This window comes from Ensifer sp. WSM1721 (genome assembly GCF_000513895.2).
GTDB lineage: Bacteria > Pseudomonadota > Alphaproteobacteria > Rhizobiales > Rhizobiaceae > Sinorhizobium.
The window spans coordinates 194353-218020 of record NZ_CP165784.1 but is presented as its reverse complement, the minus strand read 5'-3'; the positions used below and the strand labels follow the sequence as shown (position 1 = coordinate 218020).

The window sequence follows — 23668 nt, the reverse complement described above, 5'->3', positions numbered from 1 at the left end:
TTAGCGCTTACGTTTTGCGATCTGGATCTTCCTGGTACGGATTGCGTTGGCGACCGTCTTGATGACCAGGTCCATGAACGGCTTGCTGAACTTGCCATAGGCGATCGTCAGCGGGTCGTAGCTGACAGGTTCAACGTGAAAGGAGCTCGGAAGCACGTCCGCATTGGCGTCGTCGAGGATTAGCCAGGTTGGACCGCGACCTTTCAGCGTCAGACGCTTGCGCTCCGTGTCGGGCACTTTGATTGCCACTCGGTCAGGTCCAGGCTCCTTCGTCGTCAAGGGAAAGAGGACGACGCTCTTGCCATCGGATGTGACCGGAACAACGACGCAGGCGGGTCGCGCCTTTCGCCCACTCTCCTCGCCGCGGTCATGTTGATGTGTCCAGAGATAATGATAGGAAATGACGAGGCCCGTTTCGGGATCAATCATTGTCTGCGCCATCGTTTTCGATGGAATCTGCGAGCGCCAGCAGTCCGTCCTGGATATCCTCGGGCATGGTGTCGAGAGAGAAGGCACGCCGTTGATCCTGTTCGCCGCGCAGGCGCTCATAATCTTCGATGGCCATGAGAACGAACTTCGGCTTCTTATGATGGGTGATAAACACCGGCTCGCGCCGTGCCGCCGTGGTCACGTCGCCGACGTGCTTGTTGAGATCCGCGGTGGTGAATGTTTTCATATCAGCCTCGGTCCAGAATATCCATAATATCCATATAGCCGACAGTGACCTCCATTTCCAGTCCGGAGCGGGATCAACCCGGAAGCCGTTTGCCTGTCAGTTGCATTCCAGTGCGAAAGCCCCGCCTTGGCGGCGGGGCTCCTCGGATTGCGGTGTCAGGCCTCGCGCTTCGGGCGGTTCCAGATGAGGGCGTATTCTCCCTCCTTCTCGCCCGGCCAAAGGGCCGCGGTGATCGGGGCGTTGAAGCTCGGGTCGTCGAGCTTGACCGAGATGTATTCCTCGCCGTCGTTGGAGACCGCCTTCCAGCCCGCGCCGACCTCGACGCCGTTGCCGGCGGTGACGCGGAAGTCCGGGGCGTCGCGCGAGACGCGTTCGATGGGGTTCAGGCGGGCCTTGAAGCTGACCGTGAGGGTTCGCACGTTGCCGATGATGCTGGAGTTGCCGTTGGTGGTGAATTCGCCGATGACTGCCATTGTCGTGATCCTTCCGGTTGTTCGGGCCGCGCCGATCGCGGCCTCGATGACGGTGTTAGGACCGGGGGCGATCGACGCCGCACCGCCTGGCGGCCGGAACGTGAAGTGGAGGACGGCCGGGAGCGGCTTTCTTGGTTGCGCGAGGAATGCGAACCTGTTCGCAGGGGAAGAAAGCAGCGAGTGGCCGTTGCGGCCGAGGCGATCGAGACGAAGGCGTCCTTCGGTCACACCAGATTCATCGAGGTCCGCGTCGGTGTGGCCGGTCTCGGGACGGACGGAACGCGCTGCGGGCAACCGGATTGACGATTATCCGCCAACAGGCTGCGCAACGTTCGGCGCCATGCTTATGCCCTCGTCAGCGCTGCAGGTTCCCTTTCCCTTGACGCCATCGTCGGCGATCCTGGTTCACATCACGATTGCACCAAGGAATGACGCCGCGCATGTTCCTTGGTGGCTCCCTCGGCCGGCGAGGCTCTCGGGCTCGCCTGCGACACAGCCGTTCACTGCGCTTCACCTCCTGTGCCGGCGAAGCGGGATGGGGGTCTCGCATCTTTGGAGACGGCCGGCAGCCAAGAGGACCGAGTTCGAGCCGGTCAGTGTGGGAGGCAGCTCGCCTTCCTGGAATTCAAATGGCTCGCGGAACCGGACAAGAGATGCAGAATCGTGATAAAGGGCACGGCGACGGAAGACCAGACCGACGAAGCAGGACGCTGCGATGCTGAAAACCGATACTCGCCAGGCAAATTGGCGTCGTGCCAATCCGGCGAAATACGACGCCCACCTTGCTGTGCAGCGAGCAGTGAAGGCAGGCGAATTGGAGAAGCAGACATGTGAGGTCTGCGGGCTGGAAGCGGTCGATGCCCACCACGATCAATACGATGAGCCTTTGAAGGTTCGGTGGTTGTGCCGACGGCATCACACCAGGCTTCACCACTATGGCGAAGACATGTTTCCGATGAGGGATGCGCCATCAAGGCAAGCGTAACCGGTCGGGGAGGACGCGCGTCCTCCCCTGCGATATTCGATCAGGCCGCATCCCGTGCCGGCTAAGCATCCGGCTGGAGATCGTGAAGATACGCGACGGCGCGCTGGGCATGCGCGGCCGCCTGGAAGATCGCCCGCTTGTCGGAGCCGAGGATGGCGGCCCAACTCTGGATATAGGCGGCGTGGTCGGGGCGCGGTTCGAGTTCTGGCACGATGCCGAGATCGGCGCATAAAAAACATGATCCCAGTTCCGCGACCATTTCCTCGAAGGCCCTCTCGCGGCGATCCTTGTGGTAGCGGCTGAGATCCCTGTTCAGCCGGTCCGGACCCGAAGTCCAATGCAGCGTCTCATGTGCACGGATCGCAACCATTGAGGCCATGTCCCGGAACTGTTCGGGGCGCGGCAATTGGATGTGGTCTGTGGAGGGAGCGTAGTACGCCTTGTCGCCCCCATATCGAACCACGGCGCCTGTGTTATCAAAGAACCGATCCGCATGCTCGATGCGCTCGATCGCTTCCGCGACCGGTTCCGGGCGATGGTAATAGTGTTCCGGCAGACCCTCTATTCGATCGCAATTGAAAACGGTGTACGCCTTCAGGAAGGGGATATCGCGCTCGACCTCGCCGCCGGCCGCATCCTTCTCCGTCTTCGTGAAGCGGCTGGCGTAAACGACGGTTGCACCCCTTTCTCCCTTGCGCACATGAGCGCCGAGTTCGTTCGCCTGGCGCAACGTCATCCATGTTGCCGACATGAATCCGCTGACGACGCTTTCCCACCAGAGAAGCAGAACATTGAGGCCGGTATAGGCTTGGCCGTTATGGCGGAGCGGCCGGCTCACCCGGCCAGTGAGAGTGCCGGCGCTCCAAGGCTGCACCCACGGACGCACACCCTTGTCCAGATCAGCGACGATTCGGTCGGTGATTTTTGCGTAGATATCCACGCGGAGCCCGTTCTCTTTCCTGCTCATGTCTCAACCTCCATCTGAAGCCGCGCCCATCGCGGCCCGTCACACGGGGTCCGGAGCCGGGGAAACGGCAAGCGAGCGCACCGAAGGCCGAAACGTGAGTGGAGGACGGCAAAGCCGTTGCGACTCGCTTCCGGCCCCGGCAGGACCGACACCCGCGGCGGCCGCGATGGGCGGCCTATGCGTTCTTCTGTTCCCTTCTTTTCCTTTCGTTCCCAACACCGGACGCGTGCGGCGCCGACATGGCAAAAGGCCGCGTCCAGGCGGAGGCGGCCTTTCTCGGGAAAGTGATTGGCGAGGCCGAAGCCGCGCCTGAAGGGCTCATTCGAAGGCGGACATCTGTGCTGCGGCGGCCTTGCGATCGAGGTTGTGACCCGGGTTTTCGACGGGCCGGTCGAAGGGCTTCCAGGTCTCGCCGACGATCTCGGCGTAGGCGGCCACCGCGCCCTCGGCAGCCATCCTCAGCGCATGGGCCTGCACGCCCATGTCGGCGGCGAATTCGCGCTTGCGCTGTGCGGCGCTGTCGTAACCGACGGGACCGTCGAGGTCCTCGTCGCGGGCGTCGTTGGCGGCCTTGGCGGTGGCGTCGCGCGCCTCGGTGACCGCGCGGCTATAGAACTGGCCGGCACCATGGGCGGAACCGACGAAGGCGCCGACGATCCGCTGCAGGTGGATCTGCATGGCCTTTTCGCCGAGGCCGTCGCTGAGAGCATCGGCCGTCTCGCCGATGAGGCGTTCATGCAGATCGCGGATCCCGTCGCCGTCGACGATCGCCGTCCCGAAACTTTCCGCGATCTTCAGCGCCTGGGCGCTGTCGGGGCATGTGAGGCGGACCATTTCGATCGTGGCGCCCTTGCGGAGCTGAGCGACCCGGGCGGATTGGCGATTGGTTGCGGGCTTGGCCATTTTTCTTCCTTTCAACATCCGAAGCGGTTCCGGCCCCGTGCCGGCTTGCCCTTCGGTGCGGTCGCCCCGAACCGGCGGAAGACGGACGTTTCAGGGTCCGGGCCTGGCCAGGACAAGCGGAGCCGATCTGCGGGCAAGCAGCGCCATTGCGCTTGCGAAGACCCGCGGATCTGCTCTGCGATGGACGGCGGGCTCCGGCCGCCCCGCGGCGTGATAGCGGCCTTGAAGCGGATGGCCGCTGGTTCAGACCGCAGCGAAACCGAAGGGCAAACCAGCATGGACAGGCTCACCCGGCTCAATGAAAGGAAAATGGCCGCGAGGATCGCTACACCTTGTCATCCCCGGTGTCGGGCTTGCTTTGCGCCGGCGCCGCGGTCGCTGCCTGGGCCGAGCTTCCCCTCGCCAGCCGATAGGATTGCAGCCAGGTCGGGCCATGGGAATTGCGCAGGCCGCGAAGGATCCCGCCATCGTCATGCGGCGCCCCGCCCATCCAGACGGCGTTCAGAATGCTCTTCCAGCGCCGGCCGTGTCTGGCGGCATAGGCCTGCAGTGCCGCCTCCTGCTCGGGGATAAGAGGAGGAAGCCGATCGCGCTTCTGCCGGCGCCGGCGCGTTTCGGGCATGTCGTCGGCACGGACCACTTTCGCGGCAATCGGCCGTTTTAGCTCGGCGACGCCGGCGTCGAGGCAGGCCTTGCCCTCCAGATGATGGAACTGCCGCCAGAAGGCGGCGCGCTCCAGACGTGCCGGACCGATACCGGCCTCGCGTTCGAGATCTCCGAATCGTCGCCATGGGCACTAGACCTCCGCACCGTTTAGAGCCGGACCGTTGCCCGCGCTGAGGCGTTCTTGAAAGGCGCCTATCGTGGCCTCCTGTCGTGCGAGCTTGCGGGAGAGCGCATCGATCTCCGGCTGACGCTCGGCGGTGAGCGCGGCAAGGCTTTTGCGGTAGCGTTCGAGAGAGGCGGAAGGTTGGGGTGGTCTCCCGCGCCGGTATCCGCCTTGCCGCCGCGCGAGCTGCGGCATGATCGCCGCCAGTTTCCGGGCGATCTGCCGCTCGATCAGTTGAAGCTGGCGCTCGGTCTGGCGCCGCGCCTCTTCCATGCGGGAAAGTTGCGCGATGCGGTCTGCATCCGGGGACATCACACGGTCCTCCCCTGCCAGCCGACAAAACTCGAAGGACCGTCATAGGCGGCGTGACGGTTCGGATCGATGACGAAGCCGACGCGGTGGCGCCGGGCGTAATCGTCGCGGGGCACAAGGAAGCGCGCTTCGCCTGATTTTTCGTCACGCTTGCCGCCGCGCGTGGCGATCACTTCCGTCATGTCGGGGTGATGTTCGGAATGGATCGCCGAAATCACCACCCAGTCATCGACATGCAGCCGTTCAAATTCGAGCCGATCTTTCGTCCTGGATTGACCGGGCAACAGCGCACGCCCGTAAATCGTCTCCCAAACCTCCGGCCAGCTGTTCCGGACGGTTTCATCGGCGCATCTGCGCTCGTAGGAGGTAAAGAGGTTTGGGAAGGTGAGCGCGACAATGGCCCATTAGGCATCCTCTTCGTACCATCCCCCGGGTGTTCTGAGTGCCGGAACGACGCTCGCGTTTCGATCGGGCGAAAGACAAAAACCGCCATGCCCCGCCGTCGTGTGGGAAACAACGCCCTCCGCATAGAGCGTGGCGCCTTGCGATGGGCCCCACGGCGTGTTGCAGGTGATGCGGACGGTCTGGCGCCCAAGTCCCCGGAGCTCACGGCGATGTTCGGCCTGCTCGATCATGCGCTCGCGGAAGGCCGCTTCATCCCCAATCGAACCATGGTACGAATAGAAATCGTCGCGCCTGAGCTCGGCAAGCGGCCGCGAAACCCGCCAGGCGCTGGCCAGCAGATGCCGGCCAGCGCGGGATGGCAGCATGGCGAAGACAAGATCGCCGACGCGCGCAACGGCCATGCCGTCGGCGGCGCGGCCGAATTCCACGCCAGCAATCTCGTCGGTGCAGACCTCCCGAGTTTGCGAGGGGATGGGGATCGTATTCATGGTGCGGTCCCCCCGTGGTCAGCCTCTGCGGCTGCCTCGTCGGGCATCACCTCCTCGAGCACGGCGCTCGGGTAGCGGTGAGACCGCAGCCAGGCCTCGGCGAGATGGAGGAGCTCGCGCGCCTCGCCGGCGCGATCGAAGATGCGAACCGCGCCGAGCGGTGGGCGCTCGAGGACCTTGAAGGCGAAATCGGAGTCGAGCCCGAATGTCCGGTGGAGGGTCGCGAGGATGGTGGACCTGCCGCCGATGTCCTCCTGATGAAGGGTAAAATAGCCCGGCGACGTACAGCTGCCGAGCTTGCGCGGCCCTTCCTTGCGGATAAGCCGGCCTTGGCTGTTCCTGGTTTGCCAGGCAGCGAGCTTCTTATGGAAACGTTCCGGCGGGCGGGGTGTGCCGTCCCACCAGGACACGAGTGAGCCGATCGGGGCGAGATCGAAGATCAGGGACGCAGACATGAGAAAGCCTCCAGTTCTGGTTCTGCGGTTCATGGAAACAAAAGCGCCGCCGGGGCGGCCGGCGGCGATCGTCATCCGGGAGGGAAAAGGCGGTCGGCTATTCCGCCGCGATGCCGTAGGCCGCCTCAAGCTCCTCCGGCGTTTCGTTCGGCGCGTCGCCCGACGTGCCGTCGGTGTCGACGACAGGGATCGGCCCGGTGTCACCGCTGTCGGCGTCATCATCGGCGGCGTCATCATCGGCGGCCGGCTCCTCGGCGTCGGCATGGCCGATCAGATCGGCGATCTCGCGCGGGTCGGGCGCGAACAGCGCGGCAGGGTGGATGAAGGTCGCTTCGCCCTTGAAGTGCTCGACGAGCGCTGTCCGCGTGTCGCGGACCCGCGGCTGCGGCTGCAGCCTGACCTCCCTGGCTGCGGTCTCGAGCGCCTGTCGCGAAAGGCACAGGAGAAAGTCTTCCGTCCCCATGTTCGGGAGGTATCCGTCCGCGCCGATCGCCTCGCCGGCAATACGGGCGACGACACCGCTGTTCGACATGCCGCGCCGGCATGAGAGAACCTCGACCAGCATGGCGCGCGCAGCAACTCGCACCGTCTCCAGGTCGAAGGAGAGGCGTCCGTCCTGGTCGAGGAGCCGCGCCGCATGGCGCTTGAAACGCTTAGGGCCGAACACATGGTCGTTCGCGCCGGAATCGACCCGGACATTGAGGCCGGCCAAGGCCAGCACGAGCAGCGCCATCAGCGTGTCGTCCTCGATCGGCGCTCGGCCGAGCGCCTCGTGCAGCGCGTCGGTGCGGAAATCGCCGATCATGTCGTGGCCCTTCTGGGTCACGTCCGGACGGGACTTGGCGCCAGCCACCGCGTCACCGCCGACATCGGCCGATGAATTGCCGGCAGAAGCGGTCTTGCCAGCGGCCGCCTTTGGCTCTGGCATGCGGTAGTGGACGGTCTGCACCTTGCCGTCGCGGTCGAGATACATGCCGGTGTGGTCGCCCTTGCCCGGCTTGCCATAGACGCGCTCCGCCTTCTTCGGCAATTCCGGCTGGCCCCAATTGTTGACCTCGACGATCGCGCCCTTCTTCGGAAGGTTGCTCGTCATCCATTCCTGCTGGGCGCCGAGAAAGGCCTCGACATTGGTGGTGTAGCGATTGTCCTCGTCGGCCGGGCCGAACATGTCCTCGGCCCATTCGATGCCATAGGCCTCACGCAGATCGTCGCCGAAACTGGCATCGCGGGCATACATGCGGGTCTTGCTGAGCGCGTTGGCAATCTGCCACCAGGCGGCGGTGTCGCCCTTCTTCGGCTTGTTCGCCTTCCAGACTTCTTTCTGCTCCTCGAGCAACGCGGCGGCGATCGTGCGCAGCTGCTGCTCGTTGGGCATGTCGCCTCTCGCCATCTGCTCGAGCATGGCGGGCAGCACATTGGCGAGCAGCCGGAGTTTCCTGATCTGGCGGACCGGCAGCGCCAGCGCCACGCCGATCGCCTCCTCGGTCCAGCCGAGTGCGACGAGCCGTTCGATGCCGCGCCACTGGTCGACGGGGTTGAGCGGTTCGAAAGCGACATTCTCGATCATCGAGCGCATGGCGCCATTGTCATTGACGGCGTCCGCGACCAGGACCTCGATCTCGTCGAGGCCGGCGGCGATCGCCTGGCGCACGCGGCGGTGGCCGGCCTGGATGACGAAGCCGTTGCCGCCGTCGATCTCGGGTGAGACCACCGGCGGCTGGATGATGCCGACGGACTTGACGGTGGCCAGCAACAGCGCGTCGGCCTGCGGGGACGATTTCGAGCGGCGGGCGCCGTCGGGATTGTCCTTGAGCGCACGGGGATCGAGTTTCAGGATCTGCATGGGAAAGCTCCTTTGGTCGGTGCGGAGCAGCGCGTCTGCTGCTCTTCCTGTCTTCAGTTTCTTGCGAAGACAAATTCCCGGACCGCGAAAGCGGGCTTTCCGGCGCAACTGCGCGCGAGCGGCCCTGCTGCGACGCGCAAGCGGGGCCATCAGCCCTGCGCAGCGCAAGCGGCCGGGATGCGGAGCACGCGGTTGAGCGGTCACGCGTCGACGGGAAGACCGCTTTGCGACCGCTTCCTTCTTTCTTCCATGAGAATTTCTGTTTCTCCCCTCCCAATCTCTGCTACTCAGCAACAGAGCCCAAAGACCCCATGAAAGGACCGCCCGCCTTTGAAGAACGCGCTTGCCCATGCCGAACTGATTGCCGTGCTGACCGCCGTTACGAGCGAGGCGCCGCGCGTGATGACCGTGCGCAAGGGAGAGGCGCTTCCATCCGGGCCGCTCGAAGTGGAGCAGCTATCTCGGGCTGGTGCGCGAGCAAGCCGCGCCCTGCGCCGGCGCGCCCGGCATCACGGCAAGCGGCGTTGATCTGCTATCGTTGGTTGGCTGACGCACAGTGCGCCATGCCTTGATATCAGACTCGACTGGACCTCAATAGCGTAAGGCCTGAAAAGCCCAGCTCATGCCTGCCTCGCTCCCGTTCGGGATCAAAGGCCCCGCTTGCGGGCAACCAGACGCGATGTGCTCCCGTTCGGTAGCAGCACCTTGGGTGCCTGCACCCGTTCGGGAGCAGCTGCTATTGCAATTGCGCTTCGGCTCGATTATGTTCCCGTACAGGAGCAGACATGAGCGATCAGAGCGACAAGATCCCATCTTTGAAGAAGGCGACTGATGTCGCCAGACTTCTGGCGCAATCGCCTCTGTCCGAGGCTTTGCGCGATCAGGTGAAACTGGCGGATCTTCATGCGGGAACGAAAGCTCTTCGCGACATCTCGGCCATGTCCAAGAGCCTGACGGATACGCTGAAGAGCGTCGATATTCCATCAGTCAGACTGGCGACGGAGGCTTTGAAGTCCGCGACCGCCTTCAAGCTTCCATCAGTCGAGATGCCAAACCTTGGTGTGGAAACGCAGCACTTCGGGCTTCCCAAGCCTCTCTCTCCCGTGCCTCACGAACAAGAGCCTTATCGGACGAAGGCAAAGGCCGACGACAGACGGCATCATGCTGCGGAAATCGTCTCGACCGCCGACTTGGGCCATATCGTCAGAAAAGCCCGGGAAGAGCGGAAGCTTTCGCAACAGGAGTTTGCCGATCTCGCGGGCGTCGGGCGACGCTTCATATCCGAGCTCGAGAACGGCAAGGCGACGCTTGAGTTCCAGAAGGTTCTCAAAGTCGCGCATGCCGCCGGCATCTCGATATTCGCTGAGCCACGATAGCCGCATGGATATGATCGCGCTCGACGTCAGGCTGGACGGGTTTGCCAATCCCATCGGCAACCTCGTGAGGGATGAGGACGGTGGATTGGCCTTCGCCTACGCGGCCAGCTATCTCGAGGATCCGAACGCCTTTCCGCTTTCGCTGTCCTTTCCCCTCGCAAGCGGAGCCTTCGACGACAACAGGGCCCGGCCCTTTTTCGATAACCTTCTTCAGGAGCGGGACGGCATCCTGCAGCTCGTCATGGATCGCGAGGGACTGGCCCGCAGCGATGTCGCAGGCCTTCTCTTCTATCTCGGAAAGGATTGCGCGGGCGCGATCTCGGTGCTGCCTCTCGGAGCCCCGCCCGTCAAGGTGCCCGGCGACTACGACGTCGACTACAGGAAAATCGATGACGATCGGCTGAACGCCATCATTGGCTCGCTGCACAGGCGTCAGCGTCTTCCGGAAGGCGCCGAAGATCCGTCACCGCTCGCCGGCGTTCAAAGCAAGATCGCGGTCACGATCCTTCCCGACGGAAGCTATGCCGAACCCATCCCCGGCTCGGGCGCTCCCACCACCCACATCATCAAGGTCCCGGACCAGGAGCATCCGCAGGACCCGAGGCTGGAATTCGAGGCGCTTCTACTTTCGAGAGAGCTCGGCTTCGAGACCGCGCAGGCGAACGTCGTCAACTTCAATGGCGTCGAAGCCCTGGTGATCGAGCGTTTCGACAGGCGGCTGAATGCCGAGAACAAGATCGTCAGGATCCATCAGGAGGATTTCGCCCAGGCACTTGGCCTTCCACCGTCCCTGAAATACGAACGTCACGGCCGGGAAGGCCGGCGTTTTGACACCCAAGCCATAAACCGGATCCTCGACGCAACGGTCGATCCCGCAGCGGAAAAGCAGCGCTTCATCGCGGCCGTCCTGTTCGATCTCATGATCGGCAATGTCGATGGTCACGCCAAGAACTTTGCGCTCCTCTACGACCGGGGAGGCCGGATCCGTATTTCTCCACGCTATGATCTGATGCCGACGAGGCTCGATCCCAATCTGACCGATCTCTTTGCCTTCACCATCGGCGATACCACAAAACTGGATGATCTTGGACTGGCTGATTTTGCCGCATTTCTGAACGCGCTCGGGATTGCATCCCCTGGCGCACAAACGCGCCTCACAAAAAGCCTGACGGCAAGACTCTCAAAAGGGCTTGCCGCCGAACTGCCCAGGCTCGATCGCCTTGGCCTAAAGCGCTTTGCCGACCTGATCGCACACAATATCGATGAGCTGCTGACCGCTTTCGCAATGCCGCTTCCCGACGGGATCAAGACACGCGACGCCTATATCGAGCGCGGTGGCGGTTGGCTGCTCGGCTCTTGAGGATTGTGCCCGAACCCCAAACGCGATCGGCCTCAAGCGGCGGGAGCTCGTCGCACCTAACGCTGAGCTGGCCGGGAAGCGCTGAGATACAGAGGACAAAAAAAGAGGGCCAGCGGAAACCGCGGCCCTTGAAGTGTGAAGGTAATTAAAACCTCCAGAGGGGAACAGCTGGTGCGGCGGCACTGGGAGGAAAACCGCCATGTGCATCAGCTGCAGGCACATTGCCCGTTTTTTGACCAAAGGCAAACCATTTATTGTGCAATGCAGCTATGTGCATGCTGCACCGCATTCAAACCAACACATCCAGCGCCAGTGCGAACCCGCGCATCAGGCGACCTTGCGGCTGTCGCCGCGATTTAGATCGTCCGCAAGCGTCTTCTCTACCGCGCTGAGTTGCCGGCGTTTTTCCGTCAGCTCGGCGGCGAAGGCGAAGGAACCACCTTGCCGCGACTGGTAGGAGGCGATACGACGGCTAGAATCCTCGAGCCGCTGGAAAAGCCGCTCCCGCTCGCCTTCGAAGCCGCCGATCGCATGCTCGAGCCGTGAGACGGCGCCGAGCGGCGTGACGGTCACGGCAAGGTCGATCTCTTGGGTCGCGCCCGTTCGCTGCAGCGCCGTCTGGTAACGGTAGCCGTCCTTCCCGAAACGCTCGCCCGCATAGACGAGGGAGAACCCGCCGATAGAGGCGATGTGACGTTCGGCCTCTTGTTGGAGCTGGACGAGGGTGAGGATCTCCTTCATCAGCGCCCGGCCGGCATCCTTGCGCTCCGAGTACGGCTTGCCCGTCACCGTCATTGTGAAGGCATCGCCCGATGTGGGAACCAGCCGCTCCAGGTCCTTGCCGATGTCACCGATCCGCCGGGTTGCCGTCTCGATCTCGCGTTCGGCGTCGCGGATTTGCCGGCGCACGGCGAAGAGGTCGTCTTCATGGGCGGCGCGCAGACGTTCCAAGCGGGCGATATCGGCCTCCAGCCCTGCCTTTTGCATCAGCCGCTCGTCGCCCGACGCAATGGCCTTGGCCATGGCAAACTGGTTGGCCTGTCCCTCGCCCAGATCTTCCAGCCGGCGAATCGAGGTGTCACCGGAGAGCGCTGCGGCAATGAAGCGGGCCTTGCGTTCGTTGTTCTGCCACATCGTCGCGTCGAGCGAGCCCTCTGTGGCGTAGGCGAAGATATCGACCTCGTCATGCTGGTTGCCCTGGCGGACGATCCGGCCCTCGCGCTGCTCGATCTGCGAAGGGAGCCAAGGCACGTCGAGATGATGCAGCGCCTTCAGCCGCAGTTGCGCGTTGACTCCCGTGCCCATCGTGTCTGAAGAGCCGATCAAAAATCTGACCTTGCCGGCGCGCACGTCGCCGAACAGCCGCTGCTTGGTCTCCGCCTTCCTGTAGTCCTGCATGAAGGCGATTTCCGATGCCGGCACGCCGAGGCGGACGAGCTCGTCGCGGATCCAGCGATAGACGGAGAAGCCCCGCGTCTTCTCGACGCTGATCGTGCCGAGATCCGAAAAGATCATCTGCGCCGCTCCAGGAAGCTCAAACAGCTTGCCGTCCGCGCGGACGTAAGTTCGCTCGGCCGTCTCCTTCCAGATCCGCAAGGCATTGGCGATCAGGCTGTTCAGCTTGTTCTCCGGCTCATTGTCATTATCGGCGTCGACCAGGCGCAGGTCGATCGCCGCATGCCGTCCATCGGTGATGACGGAGAGCAGAATGTCGTCGCCCGGCTCCGCCGGCCGGTCGCGTTCCTCGATCGCCTTGATGCGGGCGTCGAGCACCGTCTGGTAACGCTTGAAGGCTGCGGTCGGCCTGGAGGTGACGATCTGGCGCTTGCCCGTCGAGATGTCGGGCACCTTCACATAGCGGCGCAGGTCCTCCGGCATCACCACGTCCGCAAACGAGCGGAACATCGCAATCAGCTCCGGCACATTGACGAAGCTTGCGAAGCGCGAAACCGGCTTGTATCTGCCCGACGGCTGGAGTTCGAGCTCCGTCGTGGTGTCGCCGAAGGTCGAGGCCCAGGCGTCGAATTCGTGCAGGCCCCGTTCCATCAACGCGGATTGGTCCATCAGCCGCTGCACGGTGAACATTTCTCCTAGCGTATTGGTGATCGGCGTGCCGGAGGCCAGCACCAGTGCGCGGCCGGGGTTCTTCGTCTCGATGAAGCGCGACTTTACATAGATATCCCAGGCACGCTGAGAGCCGTTCGGATCGACGCCCTTCAGCGTCGACATGTTGGTGGCATACGAGAGTTTCCTGAACTCCTGAGCCTCGTCGACGATGATCTGGTCGACGCCGATTTCGGCGATCGTCAGCAGATCGTCCTTGCGGGTCGAGAGCGCCTCGAGCCGCTCCTGCAGGCCCTCCTTCAGCCGTTCGAGACGCTTGCGCGAGACGCGGTCGTCGCTCTCCACCCTGGTGAGCAAGGTTTCGTAGAGCTCGAGCTCGTCATGGATCATCTGTTGCTCGAAGACGGAGGGAATTCCGATGAAGCGAAAGGCCGAGTGCGTGATGATGATCGCATCCCAGGTGGCAGTCGCCGCCCGCGACAGGAACCGCCGGCGCTTGTCCTTCGAAAAATTGGTCTCGTCGGCAACCAGGATCCGGGCATTCGGATAGAGCGCGAGGAATTCGCGGGCAGCCTGCGCCAGGCAATGACCGGGGACCACCAGCATCGCCTTGGCGATCAGCCCGAGCCGGCGCTGCTCCATGATGGCGGCTGCCATCGTCATCGTCTTGCCGGCGCCGACGGCATGGGCGAGATAGGTGGATCCCGAAGCGATGATGCGCCAGATGCCGCGTTTCTGGTGCGGGTAGAGGGTGAAGGCTGTGGAGGCGCCCGGCAGCTTCAGATGCGCGCCGTCGAATTTGCGCGGGGCGATATTGTTGAAGCGGTCGTTATAGACTCTTGCCAACCGGTCGGTGCGGTCGGGATCGGACCAGACCCAGGTCTGGAAGGCGGTCTTGATCTTGGTGAGCTTCTCCTTCGCCGCTTCGGTATCGACGACATTGAGAACCCGGCGTTCACTATCGCCGTCCCTCACCGTGTCGAAGATCTGAGGCACGCGGCTGTTCAACGCGTCGGCGATGAGTTCGCCGGCGTGCCGGCGATCGGTGCCCCATTCCGACGAGCCGGCCGCCATATAGCCGAGCTGCCGTGCCTCCACCGTCCATGAGGCAAGCTCCGGCATGTGATGGATGCGGATTTCGGCACCCATCGTCTCCTTGACGAAGGCTGCCACGTCGGACGCGGGGATCCACGGGCTGCCGAGACGCGCGGTGATTTCCGAGGGGCGGAGATCGGCGGGCTGCACCTCGGTCAGCGCCCCGACATTGCGCTCGTAGGCGGGGTCGAGCGCGGCCGCCGCCTCGGCCACCTTCAGCTTGTCGCGGACATGGCCGGAGAGATAGGCGTCCGCCGTCTGCCAGGCGCCGTCGGCTGGGTTCTGGAAAATCGCCTGGCCCAGTTCTCCGATCACCGCATCGACGTCGCGATGGACGAGCTCGGCGATGTGATCGAGATCCACATGGCCACGCTCGTTGAGCACCACGGCGAGCGCGTCGGCGGCGGAGGTGATGACCGGCGGCGCCGGCGGCGCGATAACGCGCTCGGAAAGGATCGGGCCGGGTTTCGCGGTATCGGTTTCCAGATCGTAGTCTTCGGTCGAGGCGACGAGCCAGCAATCGGGGTCGTCGAGAAACGGCTGGAGATTGGGGCGGCGATGGGTTTCGCGCACCTCGCCGGTCTCCGGGTCTTCCGCGATCGAGACCTTGGTGTGGTTGATCGGCCCGAAATCGCGCACGAAGCTCGACCAGGCGATACGCAGGCGCACTTGCGCCTCCTTCCAGGGCCGGTCGAGTTCCTGGGCCTTCAGCACGTCGCGCACCGCATCGCGGATCGGGATCAGCTTGCGGATGATGCGCACGTGCTTTTCCGGCAACCCGTCGGCGCTGCGTCCCTTGCGCGCCTTGACCTCAACCGTGGCGCCGTCGACCATCTGCATGAGACCATGCCTGGCGTCGATGAAGAAGCTGCCTTCGCGGACCTTTTCGGATGCGGGGCGAAGATCGGCGAGTTCGCTAAGGTCGTCCTCAAGGTCGATGTCGATTTCGGCCGGCTCGCCGTCGTAAAGGTCTTCCGGAAGGAGAGAGATGGCGGCCTTTAGTGCAGTTTCGAGATCGACGCCGGCACGTGGGCGGCAGGTGTTGGTCTCGCCGAACGGGCCCGACGTGAGGGCGTGGTCGCCGAGCACGAAATCCGGATGGCGCGCGAACCAGCGGTTTACGCGGATCGCGCCCTCGTCCTCGGTTATCCCCCGCACTTCCTCGAGGTCGAGCCATGACGAGTCACCCTCAGGTTCTCCGGCCTTGCGCTTGCGGAAGAACAGGAGGTCGACCACGACGTCCGTGCCGGCATCGCGGCGGAAACTGCCTTCCGGCAAGCGGATCGCGGCGATCAGATCGGCGGTTTTGGCGATGTGCTTGCGCGCTGTCGCATCCACCTTGTCCATCGTGCCGGAGCTGGTGACGAAAGCGGCGAGCGCGCCGGGTTTCAGGAGGTCGACCGAACGGGCGATAAAATAGTCGTGCAGCCGCAAACCCAGCGACCGATAGTTCCGGTCAGAGCGGACAGTCCGATCGGAGAAGGGCGGATTGCCGATGGCGAGATCGTAAATCGGCGCAAGCTCGGTACGCGCGAAATCCCCCTCGATGATCCGCGTCTTCGGCTGCAGCAGCCGCACGATCCGCGCCGTCACCGGATCGAGTTCGACGCCGGTGACGTGAGCGTTGTTGCGATACGCTTCCGGCATCAGCGCCGCAAACAGCCCCGTGCCGATGCCCGGCTCCAGTATGCGGCCGCCGCGCCAGCCTAAGCGCAACAATCCCGCCCAGATCGCCCGGATGATGAATTCCGGCGTGAAATGGGCGTACTGGGTGCAGCGCGCGAGGCTGGCGTAGTCGCTCTCGGAAACGGCGCTTTCCAATGATGATCCGAGATCATCCCACTCCGCCCGGAAATCGAGCTCGCCCGGCCGGCGGAACATGCCGTTGGCCAGTTCGCCGGCGCCGAAGCCGGTGAAGCGGACAAGCTTCGCTTGCTCTTCTCTCGTGGCGGCCCGGTCCTGTTTTTCGATCTCACCGGCAAGCAGGATCGCCGCGACATTCGTCTTTGCCCGCTCCTTCCACGACGCGGGAAGGCCGCGGTTCCCGGCATCGAGATAGAAGTTGGCGCGAATGCCCTCGCCGCGGACGGCATTCTTTCGAGGGGATGCAAGCGGCATCGCCGGCGCGGGCGCCGGCGGTGCGGGATCGGGATCATCGTCATTGTCAGATCCGTGGGCGGCCCCGGGCGCAAATCCGCCGAAGGCGGTGACACCGAGACTGAAGCCCGACGACAGCGCGCTGCTGCCGAACAGATCGAGAGTGAAGGGATCGTCATGCGCCATTTTGAGATTTCTCCTGTGCTTGAAGGCGCGCGCCGTCGCTACCGCCGGGACGGCGGTGGGCGGAACGGTCGCGGGATGGGGATGTGCTGCCGTGTGGATGGTCAGCGGCCGATCAGGTTGAGCGACATCGAGGTGTCGTCCATGACGACCCTCAGATGCGTGGCGCCGGGGGATGCGGCGAATAGCCTGTCCAGCTCGACGGTGGCGATGAATTCGACCCCGTCATCGCCCCCGAAATGCCGCCGCTTGTAGTGCCAGTAATCCGGATTGGTCTTCGGATCGCACTCTTCGGCATGCACGATGAGCGGACGTTGTCCCTCGGCGAGCTTTCCGTTGGAGAGGATGTACACGCCCTCGTCGCCGACCAGCCACAGGCCGGCTCGGACCTCGGTTTCGGGAGAGATCCCTGATAGGGAACGCGAAAGCCGCCGTTTGTGGCCGCGTCGGCACGACCCCGTTCCAGACGGCGCGAAGGTCGGCGATGGAGAAGGTGAACATGCCGCCCTCCCTCACGCCGCCACACTGTCCGGTAGGGAGCGCAGATGCACCGGCAGCTTGGCCGCGATCTCCGCCGCCGTGAGTTGCTCGAGGAGCTTCAGGAACGTGCCCTCCGCACCGCCATAGAGCATGACCGTGCGCTGACCGCGCATGCGTTCGGGCCACCGCGCGCCGGCATAGCCGCGATAATCGTCATGGGTGCTCGACCAGATGTGCTCGAGACGCTCTTCGCGCGTCATCGCCCGGACGGGACGGGTTTCGCGCTCGACGATCGTATCGCGCATGCGCTTTGGCGAGTCCTTGTCGGCGAGGTCGCAATAACCGTGGAGTACCGGATACGACCGTCGATCCGAAGCGCAAAGAAAACGCTGGTGATCGAACCGGTCAGGAATTCGCGCATGGCGAACATCTCGCCGCGCATGAAGAGCGGCGGCAGGATCTCGAACATGTAGTCGTGGGATAGCCGGTCTGTTTCGAACCATTCCCCGCGGTAGAGCGCGCTGTCGTCGCCCTCACACCGGTTCGGGCGTTGCGCGTGGCGGTCGAACATGCGGAACATCTGCCGGCGGTCGGCGACGCCCTGATAGACTTTGCGAATGGAAGAAAGGGTCATCAGCGGGCTCCTTCAGCCTCGTCCGGGCCGAAGCGCGGCGGATCCTCGCGGTCGCCATCTTCTCTTCAGCCCTTCTGGACCCTTCCCCCCAAGCCGCCTCTCCGACGGCCCGAGTCAAGGGCCGGCGTCGGCCGGGCGAAGCTTCATCCTTGACGCGGCCGGCGGGCATGCGGCAGGCCTCATCTTGCCCGCCTCTTCTCCCTTTCCTCCTTCTCTTCTTTCATCTTCGCCCGCAGCGTATCGTTCCAATCCTCGGCTGCCGGCTTCAGCCGGAACCAGGCGCAGCCCGCCTGCTTGGCGATCTCCCGCAAACGGCCCGCGAAGACCTCGCCCTGAACATTGGCATCGGTGGCGGCGACGAGCTGCGCGCCGGGGCGCGCGGCGAGCGCCCTTATCGCCGCCACGGTTGCCGGCGACCAGCCCCCGCCGGTGCTCAGATAAAGGCTGCCTTGGCGCAAGCCCTCGAGGGCGGCAAGGCTCATGGCATCGATCGCCGCCTCGGTGATACAGAGTCGCAAAGCCTCCTCCGCACCGAGCCTGAACAGCACCTTGGATCCACCGGTGGCAAAACCGCGCCAGTCCGGACCACGCTCTTCCCAGCCGCAGACGAAAGCCCGGTCATCGACATGCGCCGCCCACATGCTACCGCGGGGGCCTTCGCGCAACAGGTCCTGACCTCTCGCGGCGCGAATAACGGCGTCCGGAAGGAAGCGCTCGTCGCGCAAGTAGCGCCAGGTTGCGGAGGATGCCCACGGCTTGGCGCGCGCGCTCCAGCGCCCGCCGATGTCAGGGGCGGACGGGTTCGACTGCGACCGCCGATCGAAGACCGGCCCGCGCGGCTCGTAGCCGACGAGGCGCGAAACTTTTCTCTTTGCCTCCACGAAGCCCACGCCGTTGAGATGGGCCACCAGCGAGAATACGTCGCCCTTGGCGTCGGAGAGCGGGTCGAACCAGCCCCTGCCTTCATGGATCACGATGACGATCTCGGCGCCGCGCCGGTACTTGACCGCCCGCCGCGTGCTCTCCTTGACGTCCATGGCATATCCCGCCTCTTCCAGCGCTGCCGCGCAGGGCACCCGCCCGCGCAGATCATCCAGTTCGTCCTGTTCCATTCCTCTCTTCGCGCGCCGCAGGCGCCCGTCCTCTCTTCAGGTTTCCTTCCCGCATCGTGCGGGCCCATCGCGCGGCACGCCGCGAAGAGCAAAGGGGGCAAGGGCGCGGATGGCAATGTGCAAATCTGCACCTGGCGCCAGCCGTCCGGTGCCAGCCGCGGCAAAGCTTCCCTTGCCGCCTGCCGCTCGCAAGCGGCATCTCCGGCAAGGACGAGGCCGGCTCAATGAGCCGGCCCGAACTGGAAGGGATCGTATTCGGCGACCGTCTCGACTTCGCCGTCTGCGAGTTCGTCCGACGGGAGGACGCCGAACTCATCGCCGGAGCGAAACAGCGTGACGGGGACCATCAGGGTGCGGGCGAGCTGGAAAGCGTGGTTCTGCGCGACGACGAGATCAGACATTGAAGGCTCCATCTTCGGAAGCGGGCCGATCCCGCTCGATGGGTCCCAAGAAGGGCCGGGGCCCGGTCGCGATCACCGCGAAGGCGTCAGCCGAAAGCGGCGGCACGCTTCGCGTAGCCGACCCCCTGAGGGTTGATCGTGGAAGATCCGGAACCGGACCAGGACGCCATCACAAGAGAGCGGGATTGGACTGCTTTCTGATGGAGTTCCCTTCGGCCGAATGAACCGTCGTGAGGATCTACGCTCTTGTTCCGGGTCCCGATGAACCCTGGCCCGCAGCCGAGAGGTCAGGCGCGATCTTTCTTCGTGCTGCCGCCCCGCTGGAGCTCCTCGTCGGCGATCGCCACGACCGTCGCGAAATCCATCTCCGCCCGCGGGCTGATCCGGGCGACCTCCGCGGCGACATTGGCCCAATGAACGGACTCTCCGGGTGCCCCGTGTGTGTGCGAGCGGCCAAGCGTTGCGCCGCGTAATAGGCGCCGGGCTCATCGATCGCGACGAGGCGCCGGGCATCGGCGTGCCATCGCTGGCAAATGTCGCGGCGGCGCTCAAACCATGTTCTCAGGATGGCGAACATCCGCGCGTCCTTCCGTGGCGACCCGTCAGACCGCGTCAGGGATGGCCGCCCGAAGGATGAGACTGGCTTCAGCGTCGCCGGCAGTCCGGTGCGGGAGGTAACGCCCAACCTTTGCGTCATCAACGCGACATTGCCCTGTACCATAAGTAGCGTTACAAGCTTTGCCACGGCTGCGGGGGTGTTTTGATGGTGAGGACTTTTCTGCTTGCGACTGCGATCCTTTCCGGTGGCATCACGATGGCCGCCGCGCAGGATTTCCATCGCGTGAGTGTCATGGCCTTCAATGCCGAGAACCTCTTTGACACTGAGGACGATGCGGCCAATGGCGGCGACGACACCTACCTGCCTCTGGCGGTCAAGCGGGCAAGCCCCGATCACGAGGCGAAGTGCCGCGCCAACAACGACAGCGATTTCTATATCAGGCAGTGCATCTCGCTCGACTGGAGCGAGGCGGTGTTGACGACGAAGTTGAACGCTCTCGCGGCGGTACTGACAGCGGCCAGCCCGACGCCGGATATTCTCATCATGCCGGAAACGGAAAATCTGGCGATCGTCCAACGCCTCAACGCGGCGCTGCCTGAGGATCGCCGCTACGACACGATCGTGCAACTCGACACGACGTCGGTCACCGACGATCGCGGCATCGACGTTGCGATCCTCAGCCGCTTTGCCCTTTCCGCCCCGGCGACGGCGCATCCGATCGATTTCGGCAACGACAAGGAGCTGTGTGGCGGAACGCGCGACATCATCGAAGCGCCGCTTGCGTTGCCGGACGGCAAGGTGCTGCACGTCTTCGGCGTTCACTTCCCGTCCGGAAGCAATCCGCTGATCTGCCGCCAGCGCGCCGCTGCCGAGCTCAATCGGATTCGCGCGCTTCTTCCCGCCGATGCGCTTGCGATTGCCGGCGGCGACTTCAACTTCAACTGCAGCGAAACCCAAGGCGCGCTGTTCGAGCGCATCGTGAGGCATGGAAAATGGGGTGTGCCGCCCGCCGTGCGCGCTGGCTGCGAGGAGCCGGGAAGCAACAAGCATACGGACCGCAGTTTCGGCACGTGGTTCACCTGGTCCTATCTCGATTTCTTCCTCGTTTCGGAAAACATGCTTGCCGAACAGCCTTCAACGTCCGGCTGGTTCGCCAACCTTGGCGCCTTCCGGACCTTAGTCGGAACGGGCGAGCAGATTGAGACCAATAGTCAGGGCTACGTGTCGCCCAGGCGTTTCGATGCCGCAAGCGGCAGCGGCGTTTCCGATCATTGGCCGGTCATGATCGATCTGGTTTCGCGGCCGTGAGGATTGATTTGCGGACACATCGGGCCCCAGACTGGCCGTCGTCCAAGATAGCGGCAACACCGGTCCGGAGGACCCGCGCCCCCTCGGCGAATAGCGGCACGCCGTTGGCGGAGCTTGGGAAACGTTCATGCGGAATTCCGAGCACATCCTGTTGACTCGCCGCTTCAACCGATTGAAAAGAAGTCTCCAACCGGGAGCTTACCATGGCGGACGAAGAAAACCTCGAACAGCCCCAGCCTTTGACCGTGACCGAAACCGATGGAACCGCACCTGCGCCAGCCAAGCGGGCGTCATCGGCGAACGGGAAGAGCAGGACTCCGCGAACGAAGGCTAAGAAGGCGGAGCCCGTTTCCGGCAATGCAAAACCGCACCGCTATTCCGATACCGAACGGGCCGAAAAGCTCTCGCAAATCGAGGTCCGCGCGTCAGCGGGCGAAACTCTGAAGGCGGCGATCAAGGAAGCCGGCATTTCCGAGCAGACTTATTACCAGTGGAAACGTGCTGCCGGCGCGGCGGAGGAGCCAGTCGCCAAAGCCGAAGCAAGCGCCGGCGTTGACACGCTGGCGGATCTGGTCGCACTCGAGGAGGAAAACATGCGGCTGCGCACGAAGCTCGCGGACAAACTGCGTGCCGAAAACGCCGAACTTCGCAAGCGGCTTGGTCTGGATTGAGCCGCGCCACGGCGCCCGCGTTGTAAAAGCGCGCGCTCTCACTTATGTCTTCCGCAGGACCCGCAATGTCGGGGACCAACTTCCTTTTCTTCGGATATGCTTCTGCATGAAAACACGACGAAACTTCGTTGTCGAATTCAAGTCGAACCGGCGTCAGGCAAGAGGGGCAAGTGCCTCGATCTGGGGTGACACCGATCTCAAGGCCATCGCTCGTGCGGTGGAATCCGATCTTCCGAGCACCGGCGGGCGAACCGACGCGGAGCGCGCAGCGGAACGGCCACCGATGGTCCCGGTCCGGCCAGCGGCTAGGATCCTCGAGACGATTGACAAGCCGATCGATCGACCACCCGCGGCGCCTTCCGGCGATCCAGCGATAGACGTGATGCCGACACCGCAGGCTGACGCGGCACGACCACCGGCGGAGACGGATGACGCACCGGTGGTGATGACGGTACCAGTGTCCGCACCTGAGGAGACCGAACACGCCAACCCGGTGAAGCGCGCCGCTGCTTTGAAGAGGTCAAAGCCTGGGAGGAAGACGCCGCCCAAAGTCCGCCCTGCCGCTCAATCAGGGCAAACCGGTTTCGATGAACTGGACGCGCTCGAGACAGAAAACCGGCACCTGAAAGTCTTGTGGCGATCTCGCCTTCAAGCGGAGAATGCTCAGCTAAGAGAGATGCTGGCGCGGCTCCCGTCGACCTAGTTTACGGCGGCTTCTACCCGATAACAGGCAGGCATGAATGGCGGCAGCAACAATTCCAGAGATAGAGGCTCCGCCTCGATCGCAGCGCCTGACTTCGCACGACCTCTTTAAGTGACTCGTAGAGGAGCGCGTTCACCGGCTCTTAACGAGTTGCATGCGATCAAGGATTTGCGCGACAAGTATTTCGTTCGCGCTGACCCGATCTTGCGCTCGCTTCGACCTCGCCGAAAGCCGCAAGCGCCGCCGCGCTTGGATCCGATCCTTTCAGAGCCGCGGCCGTGTTTGCAGATAAAGCCAGGGCAATACAGATCGACCATGACGGTCGGAGCGTTCGACCACGATGTCCGTCGACAACCGATCATCAATAGCCGCGACAGCCGCGTCCTGCCGGTCGAGCAGCTTCCTGCGCCGATCGATGTCGTTCTCCCAAAGCAAAGCTTCCATGCACTCGAACACGGCCGCGCGTTCCGCCATGACTTTCGGATGCGTATGGAGCCAGCGCAGGAACGCGATGGCTCCCTCCGTCGTCCGCCACAGCTCGCCGCACTGCGCGATATGGTCATGCGCAACCTCTGGCTCCGCGAGGTTCGACTGGTGCCAGATCACGAGCGGCATCGGATCCGGGTTTCCGCTCAGTATTTCGGCGACATAGCCGTTCGCCACAAAGCCGCGACGCAGGCTCGTAGCCGCCGCAATCAGGTTGCCTGCCTGGAAGTGGAGCAGTCCCGTTTCGTAGTGGTAGGGCGGGTACTGATCGGCCTCGTTCCTGAAGATGCCAGACGCCTTCGCCGTCATGCCGGCGCGCAGATATTCCGAGCCGATCAGGAAGCGGACGCCCTGGTTGTCGTTCGGGTTCCATGCCAGCATCTTCTCCATCAACGCCAGCGCCTCTTTGCGCTGTCCAAGGTGCAGGCGGCAAAGCATGGCGCCATGGGCGGCCCGCAGGAACGGCCGGTTCTCAAGAAAACCCCATTCGATCGTACCTGCAAAGCCACCGGGGATGGCGTTCTCGCCCAGTTGCAGGCCGCGCAGGCAGGATTCCAACGCAGCCTTCGGTTTGCCCTGTTCCAGGAGAGCGGATCCGAGATGGGCATGGCCATCGATGAAATGGGGATGACGTTCGACAATGTCTCGCAAGGCCGAAAGATACCTGGCCTGAGAGAGGCCCCCGCTTTCGCGACGATCGAGCGCGGTGTCGAGTTCGTCGACGATCGCGCCATATGCGTCGCCGTGACGGAAAATACCGTCATCGCCCGCGATCTCGAATGTAACGAGCCCGTCCATTTGCG

Annotated in this window: 21 protein-coding genes and 4 pseudogenes; 9 read left to right on the top strand and 16 right to left on the bottom strand. The window is 63.8% G+C overall.

The genetic code is table 11. From position 1 onward, the window contains the following. The 3 genes from M728_RS26490 to M728_RS26480 all read right to left on the bottom strand — a co-directional run bounded on the left by M728_RS26490 (position 1) and on the right by M728_RS26480 (position 1149). Positions 1-429 carry a hypothetical protein gene (locus tag M728_RS26490; RefSeq protein ID WP_051441072.1) on the bottom strand — a complete coding sequence of 143 codons (429 nt, stop codon included), beginning with the start codon at positions 427-429 and terminating at the stop codon, positions 1-3. Then, positions 422-676: a type II toxin-antitoxin system Phd/YefM family antitoxin gene (locus M728_RS26485; RefSeq protein WP_026622992.1), complete on the bottom strand. Its 255-nt coding sequence runs from the start codon at positions 674-676 to the stop codon at positions 422-424. Before M728_RS26485 ends, M728_RS26490 begins: the two co-directional genes overlap by 8 nt. Before the next feature lie 155 nt (positions 677-831). Beyond that, the gene (locus M728_RS26480) at positions 832-1149 is read right to left on the bottom strand and encodes a DUF736 domain-containing protein (protein WP_370906531.1); all 318 of its coding nucleotides are present in this window, start codon (positions 1147-1149) and stop codon (positions 832-834) included. Between the two features lie 180 nt (positions 1150-1329). Here M728_RS26480 and M728_RS26475 point away from each other — a divergent pair, with 180 nt between their 5' ends. Together M728_RS26475 and M728_RS26470 are read left to right on the top strand one after the other, a co-directional pair. After that, on the top strand, positions 1330-1452 hold the full coding sequence (locus tag M728_RS26475; RefSeq protein WP_256375619.1) for a hypothetical protein: 123 nt from the start codon (positions 1330-1332) through the stop codon (positions 1450-1452). A 412-nt stretch (positions 1453-1864) separates the two neighbouring features. After that, a complete protein-coding gene (locus M728_RS26470) occupies positions 1865-2134 on the top strand; it encodes a hypothetical protein (protein WP_026622989.1) in 270 nt (89 codons plus the stop codon). 61 nt (positions 2135-2195) lie between these two features. Here the strand turns inward: M728_RS26470 and M728_RS26465 are convergent, their stop codons facing one another. The 7 genes and pseudogenes from M728_RS26465 to M728_RS26435 all read right to left on the bottom strand — a co-directional run bounded on the left by M728_RS26465 (position 2196) and on the right by M728_RS26435 (position 8336). After that, positions 2196-3101 carry an ArdC family protein gene (locus M728_RS26465; protein ID WP_026622988.1) on the bottom strand — a complete coding sequence of 302 codons (906 nt, stop codon included), beginning with the start codon at positions 3099-3101 and terminating at the stop codon, positions 2196-2198. A 318-nt stretch (positions 3102-3419) separates the two neighbouring features. After that, complete coding sequence (locus M728_RS26460; RefSeq protein WP_026622987.1) at positions 3420-4004, bottom strand: hypothetical protein; 585 nt, start codon at positions 4002-4004, stop codon at positions 3420-3422. A 325-nt stretch (positions 4005-4329) separates the two neighbouring features. Beyond that, a complete protein-coding gene (locus tag M728_RS26455; RefSeq protein ID WP_245269838.1) occupies positions 4330-4626 on the bottom strand; it encodes a hypothetical protein in 297 nt (98 codons plus the stop codon). 174 nt (positions 4627-4800) lie between these two features. Beyond that, the gene (locus M728_RS26450; RefSeq protein WP_034884574.1) at positions 4801-5145 is read right to left on the bottom strand and encodes a hypothetical protein; all 345 of its coding nucleotides are present in this window, start codon (positions 5143-5145) and stop codon (positions 4801-4803) included. Then, a pseudogene (locus tag M728_RS26445) lies at positions 5145-6038 on the bottom strand (hypothetical protein). The gene M728_RS26450 and the pseudogene M728_RS26445 overlap by 1 nt, the downstream one beginning before the upstream one ends. After that, entirely contained in the window at positions 6035-6493 is a 459-nt protein-coding gene (locus tag M728_RS26440) for a hypothetical protein (RefSeq protein ID WP_026622762.1), read from the bottom strand. Before M728_RS26440 ends, M728_RS26445 begins: the two are co-directional and overlap by 4 nt. A 97-nt stretch (positions 6494-6590) precedes the next feature. After that, a complete protein-coding gene (locus tag M728_RS26435) occupies positions 6591-8336 on the bottom strand; it encodes a ParB N-terminal domain-containing protein (RefSeq protein ID WP_026622763.1) in 1746 nt (581 codons plus the stop codon). 330 nt (positions 8337-8666) lie between these two features. Between M728_RS26435 and M728_RS26430 the strand changes: the two genes are divergently transcribed. The 4 genes and pseudogenes from M728_RS26430 (at position 8667) to M728_RS26415 (ending at position 11072) form a co-directional block, all read left to right on the top strand. Then, the gene (locus tag M728_RS26430) at positions 8667-8864 is read left to right on the top strand and encodes a hypothetical protein (RefSeq protein ID WP_026622764.1); all 198 of its coding nucleotides are present in this window, start codon (positions 8667-8669) and stop codon (positions 8862-8864) included. Next, a pseudogene (locus M728_RS26425) lies at positions 8836-8939 on the top strand (nicotinate-nucleotide diphosphorylase (carboxylating)); the annotation flags it as partial. The gene M728_RS26430 and the pseudogene M728_RS26425, both read left to right, overlap by 29 nt. Before the next feature lie 182 nt (positions 8940-9121). Further along, positions 9122-9712: a helix-turn-helix transcriptional regulator gene (locus M728_RS26420; RefSeq protein ID WP_084044665.1), complete on the top strand. Its 591-nt coding sequence runs from the start codon at positions 9122-9124 to the stop codon at positions 9710-9712. Positions 9713-9716: 4 nt separating this feature from the next. Further along, a complete protein-coding gene (locus tag M728_RS26415; RefSeq protein ID WP_034884417.1) occupies positions 9717-11072 on the top strand; it encodes a HipA domain-containing protein in 1356 nt (451 codons plus the stop codon). 327 nt (positions 11073-11399) lie between these two features. Here the strand turns inward: M728_RS26415 and M728_RS26410 are convergent, their stop codons facing one another. The 5 genes and pseudogenes from M728_RS26410 to M728_RS26390 form a co-directional block, all read right to left on the bottom strand. Beyond that, positions 11400-16514 (bottom strand): DEAD/DEAH box helicase family protein, encoded by a 5115-nt coding sequence (locus tag M728_RS26410; protein ID WP_026622766.1) that lies wholly within the window; start codon positions 16512-16514, stop codon positions 11400-11402. Between the two features lie 101 nt (positions 16515-16615). Then, a pseudogene (locus M728_RS26405) lies at positions 16616-17012 on the bottom strand (DUF3085 domain-containing protein). Positions 17013-17023: 11 nt separating this feature from the next. After that, positions 17024-17625: pseudogene (locus tag M728_RS26400) on the bottom strand (DUF1419 domain-containing protein). Positions 17626-17804: 179 nt separating this feature from the next. Further along, entirely contained in the window at positions 17805-18737 is a 933-nt protein-coding gene (locus M728_RS26395; protein WP_051441039.1) for a DUF3991 and toprim domain-containing protein, read from the bottom strand. Positions 18738-18958: 221 nt separating this feature from the next. Beyond that, complete coding sequence (locus M728_RS26390; RefSeq protein WP_026622767.1) at positions 18959-19138, bottom strand: hypothetical protein; 180 nt, start codon at positions 19136-19138, stop codon at positions 18959-18961. A 763-nt stretch (positions 19139-19901) separates the two neighbouring features. Here M728_RS26390 and M728_RS26385 point away from each other — a divergent pair. From M728_RS26385 to M728_RS26375, 3 genes are all read left to right on the top strand, one after another. Next, positions 19902-21005, top strand: coding sequence for an endonuclease/exonuclease/phosphatase family protein (locus M728_RS26385; protein WP_051441040.1), 1104 nt, complete (start codon positions 19902-19904; stop codon positions 21003-21005). 203 nt (positions 21006-21208) lie between these two features. Further along, positions 21209-21676 (top strand): transposase, encoded by a 468-nt coding sequence (locus M728_RS26380; protein WP_026622769.1) that lies wholly within the window; start codon positions 21209-21211, stop codon positions 21674-21676. 106 nt (positions 21677-21782) lie between these two features. Beyond that, on the top strand, positions 21783-22379 hold the full coding sequence (locus tag M728_RS26375; protein WP_156943559.1) for a hypothetical protein: 597 nt from the start codon (positions 21783-21785) through the stop codon (positions 22377-22379). 264 nt (positions 22380-22643) lie between these two features. Here M728_RS26375 and M728_RS26370 read toward each other — a convergent pair whose 3' ends face one another. Continuing rightward, positions 22644-23663, bottom strand: coding sequence for a hypothetical protein (locus M728_RS26370; RefSeq protein WP_026622771.1), 1020 nt, complete (start codon positions 23661-23663; stop codon positions 22644-22646). Positions 23664-23668: the final 5 nt, after the last annotated feature.

Coding starts and splice junctions, on each gene's coding strand:
- M728_RS26370 (WP_026622771.1), bottom strand. CDS start 23,663: ATGGACGGGCTCGTTACATTCGAGATCGCGGGCGATGACGGTATTTTC.
- M728_RS26460 (WP_026622987.1), bottom strand. CDS start 4,004: ATGGCCAAGCCCGCAACCAATCGCCAATCCGCCCGGGTCGCTCAGCTC.
- M728_RS26485 (WP_026622992.1), bottom strand. CDS start 676: ATGAAAACATTCACCACCGCGGATCTCAACAAGCACGTCGGCGACGTG.
- M728_RS26470 (WP_026622989.1), top strand. CDS start 1,865: ATGCTGAAAACCGATACTCGCCAGGCAAATTGGCGTCGTGCCAATCCG.
- M728_RS26455 (WP_245269838.1), bottom strand. CDS start 4,626: ATGCCCGAAACGCGCCGGCGCCGGCAGAAGCGCGATCGGCTTCCTCCT.
- M728_RS26375 (WP_156943559.1), top strand. CDS start 21,783: ATGAAAACACGACGAAACTTCGTTGTCGAATTCAAGTCGAACCGGCGT.
- M728_RS26395 (WP_051441039.1), bottom strand. CDS start 18,737: ATGGAACAGGACGAACTGGATGATCTGCGCGGGCGGGTGCCCTGCGCG.
- M728_RS26410 (WP_026622766.1), bottom strand. CDS start 16,514: ATGGCGCATGACGATCCCTTCACTCTCGATCTGTTCGGCAGCAGCGCG.
- M728_RS26480 (WP_370906531.1), bottom strand. CDS start 1,149: ATGGCAGTCATCGGCGAATTCACCACCAACGGCAACTCCAGCATCATC.
- M728_RS26420 (WP_084044665.1), top strand. CDS start 9,122: ATGAGCGATCAGAGCGACAAGATCCCATCTTTGAAGAAGGCGACTGAT.
- M728_RS26490 (WP_051441072.1), bottom strand. CDS start 429: ATGATTGATCCCGAAACGGGCCTCGTCATTTCCTATCATTATCTCTGG.
- M728_RS26450 (WP_034884574.1), bottom strand. CDS start 5,145: ATGTCCCCGGATGCAGACCGCATCGCGCAACTTTCCCGCATGGAAGAG.
- M728_RS26435 (WP_026622763.1), bottom strand. CDS start 8,336: ATGCAGATCCTGAAACTCGATCCCCGTGCGCTCAAGGACAATCCCGAC.
- M728_RS26440 (WP_026622762.1), bottom strand. CDS start 6,493: ATGTCTGCGTCCCTGATCTTCGATCTCGCCCCGATCGGCTCACTCGTG.
- M728_RS26380 (WP_026622769.1), top strand. CDS start 21,209: ATGGCGGACGAAGAAAACCTCGAACAGCCCCAGCCTTTGACCGTGACC.
- M728_RS26390 (WP_026622767.1), bottom strand. CDS start 19,138: ATGTCTGATCTCGTCGTCGCGCAGAACCACGCTTTCCAGCTCGCCCGC.
- M728_RS26385 (WP_051441040.1), top strand. CDS start 19,902: ATGGTGAGGACTTTTCTGCTTGCGACTGCGATCCTTTCCGGTGGCATC.
- M728_RS26465 (WP_026622988.1), bottom strand. CDS start 3,101: ATGAGCAGGAAAGAGAACGGGCTCCGCGTGGATATCTACGCAAAAATC.
- M728_RS26415 (WP_034884417.1), top strand. CDS start 9,717: ATGGATATGATCGCGCTCGACGTCAGGCTGGACGGGTTTGCCAATCCC.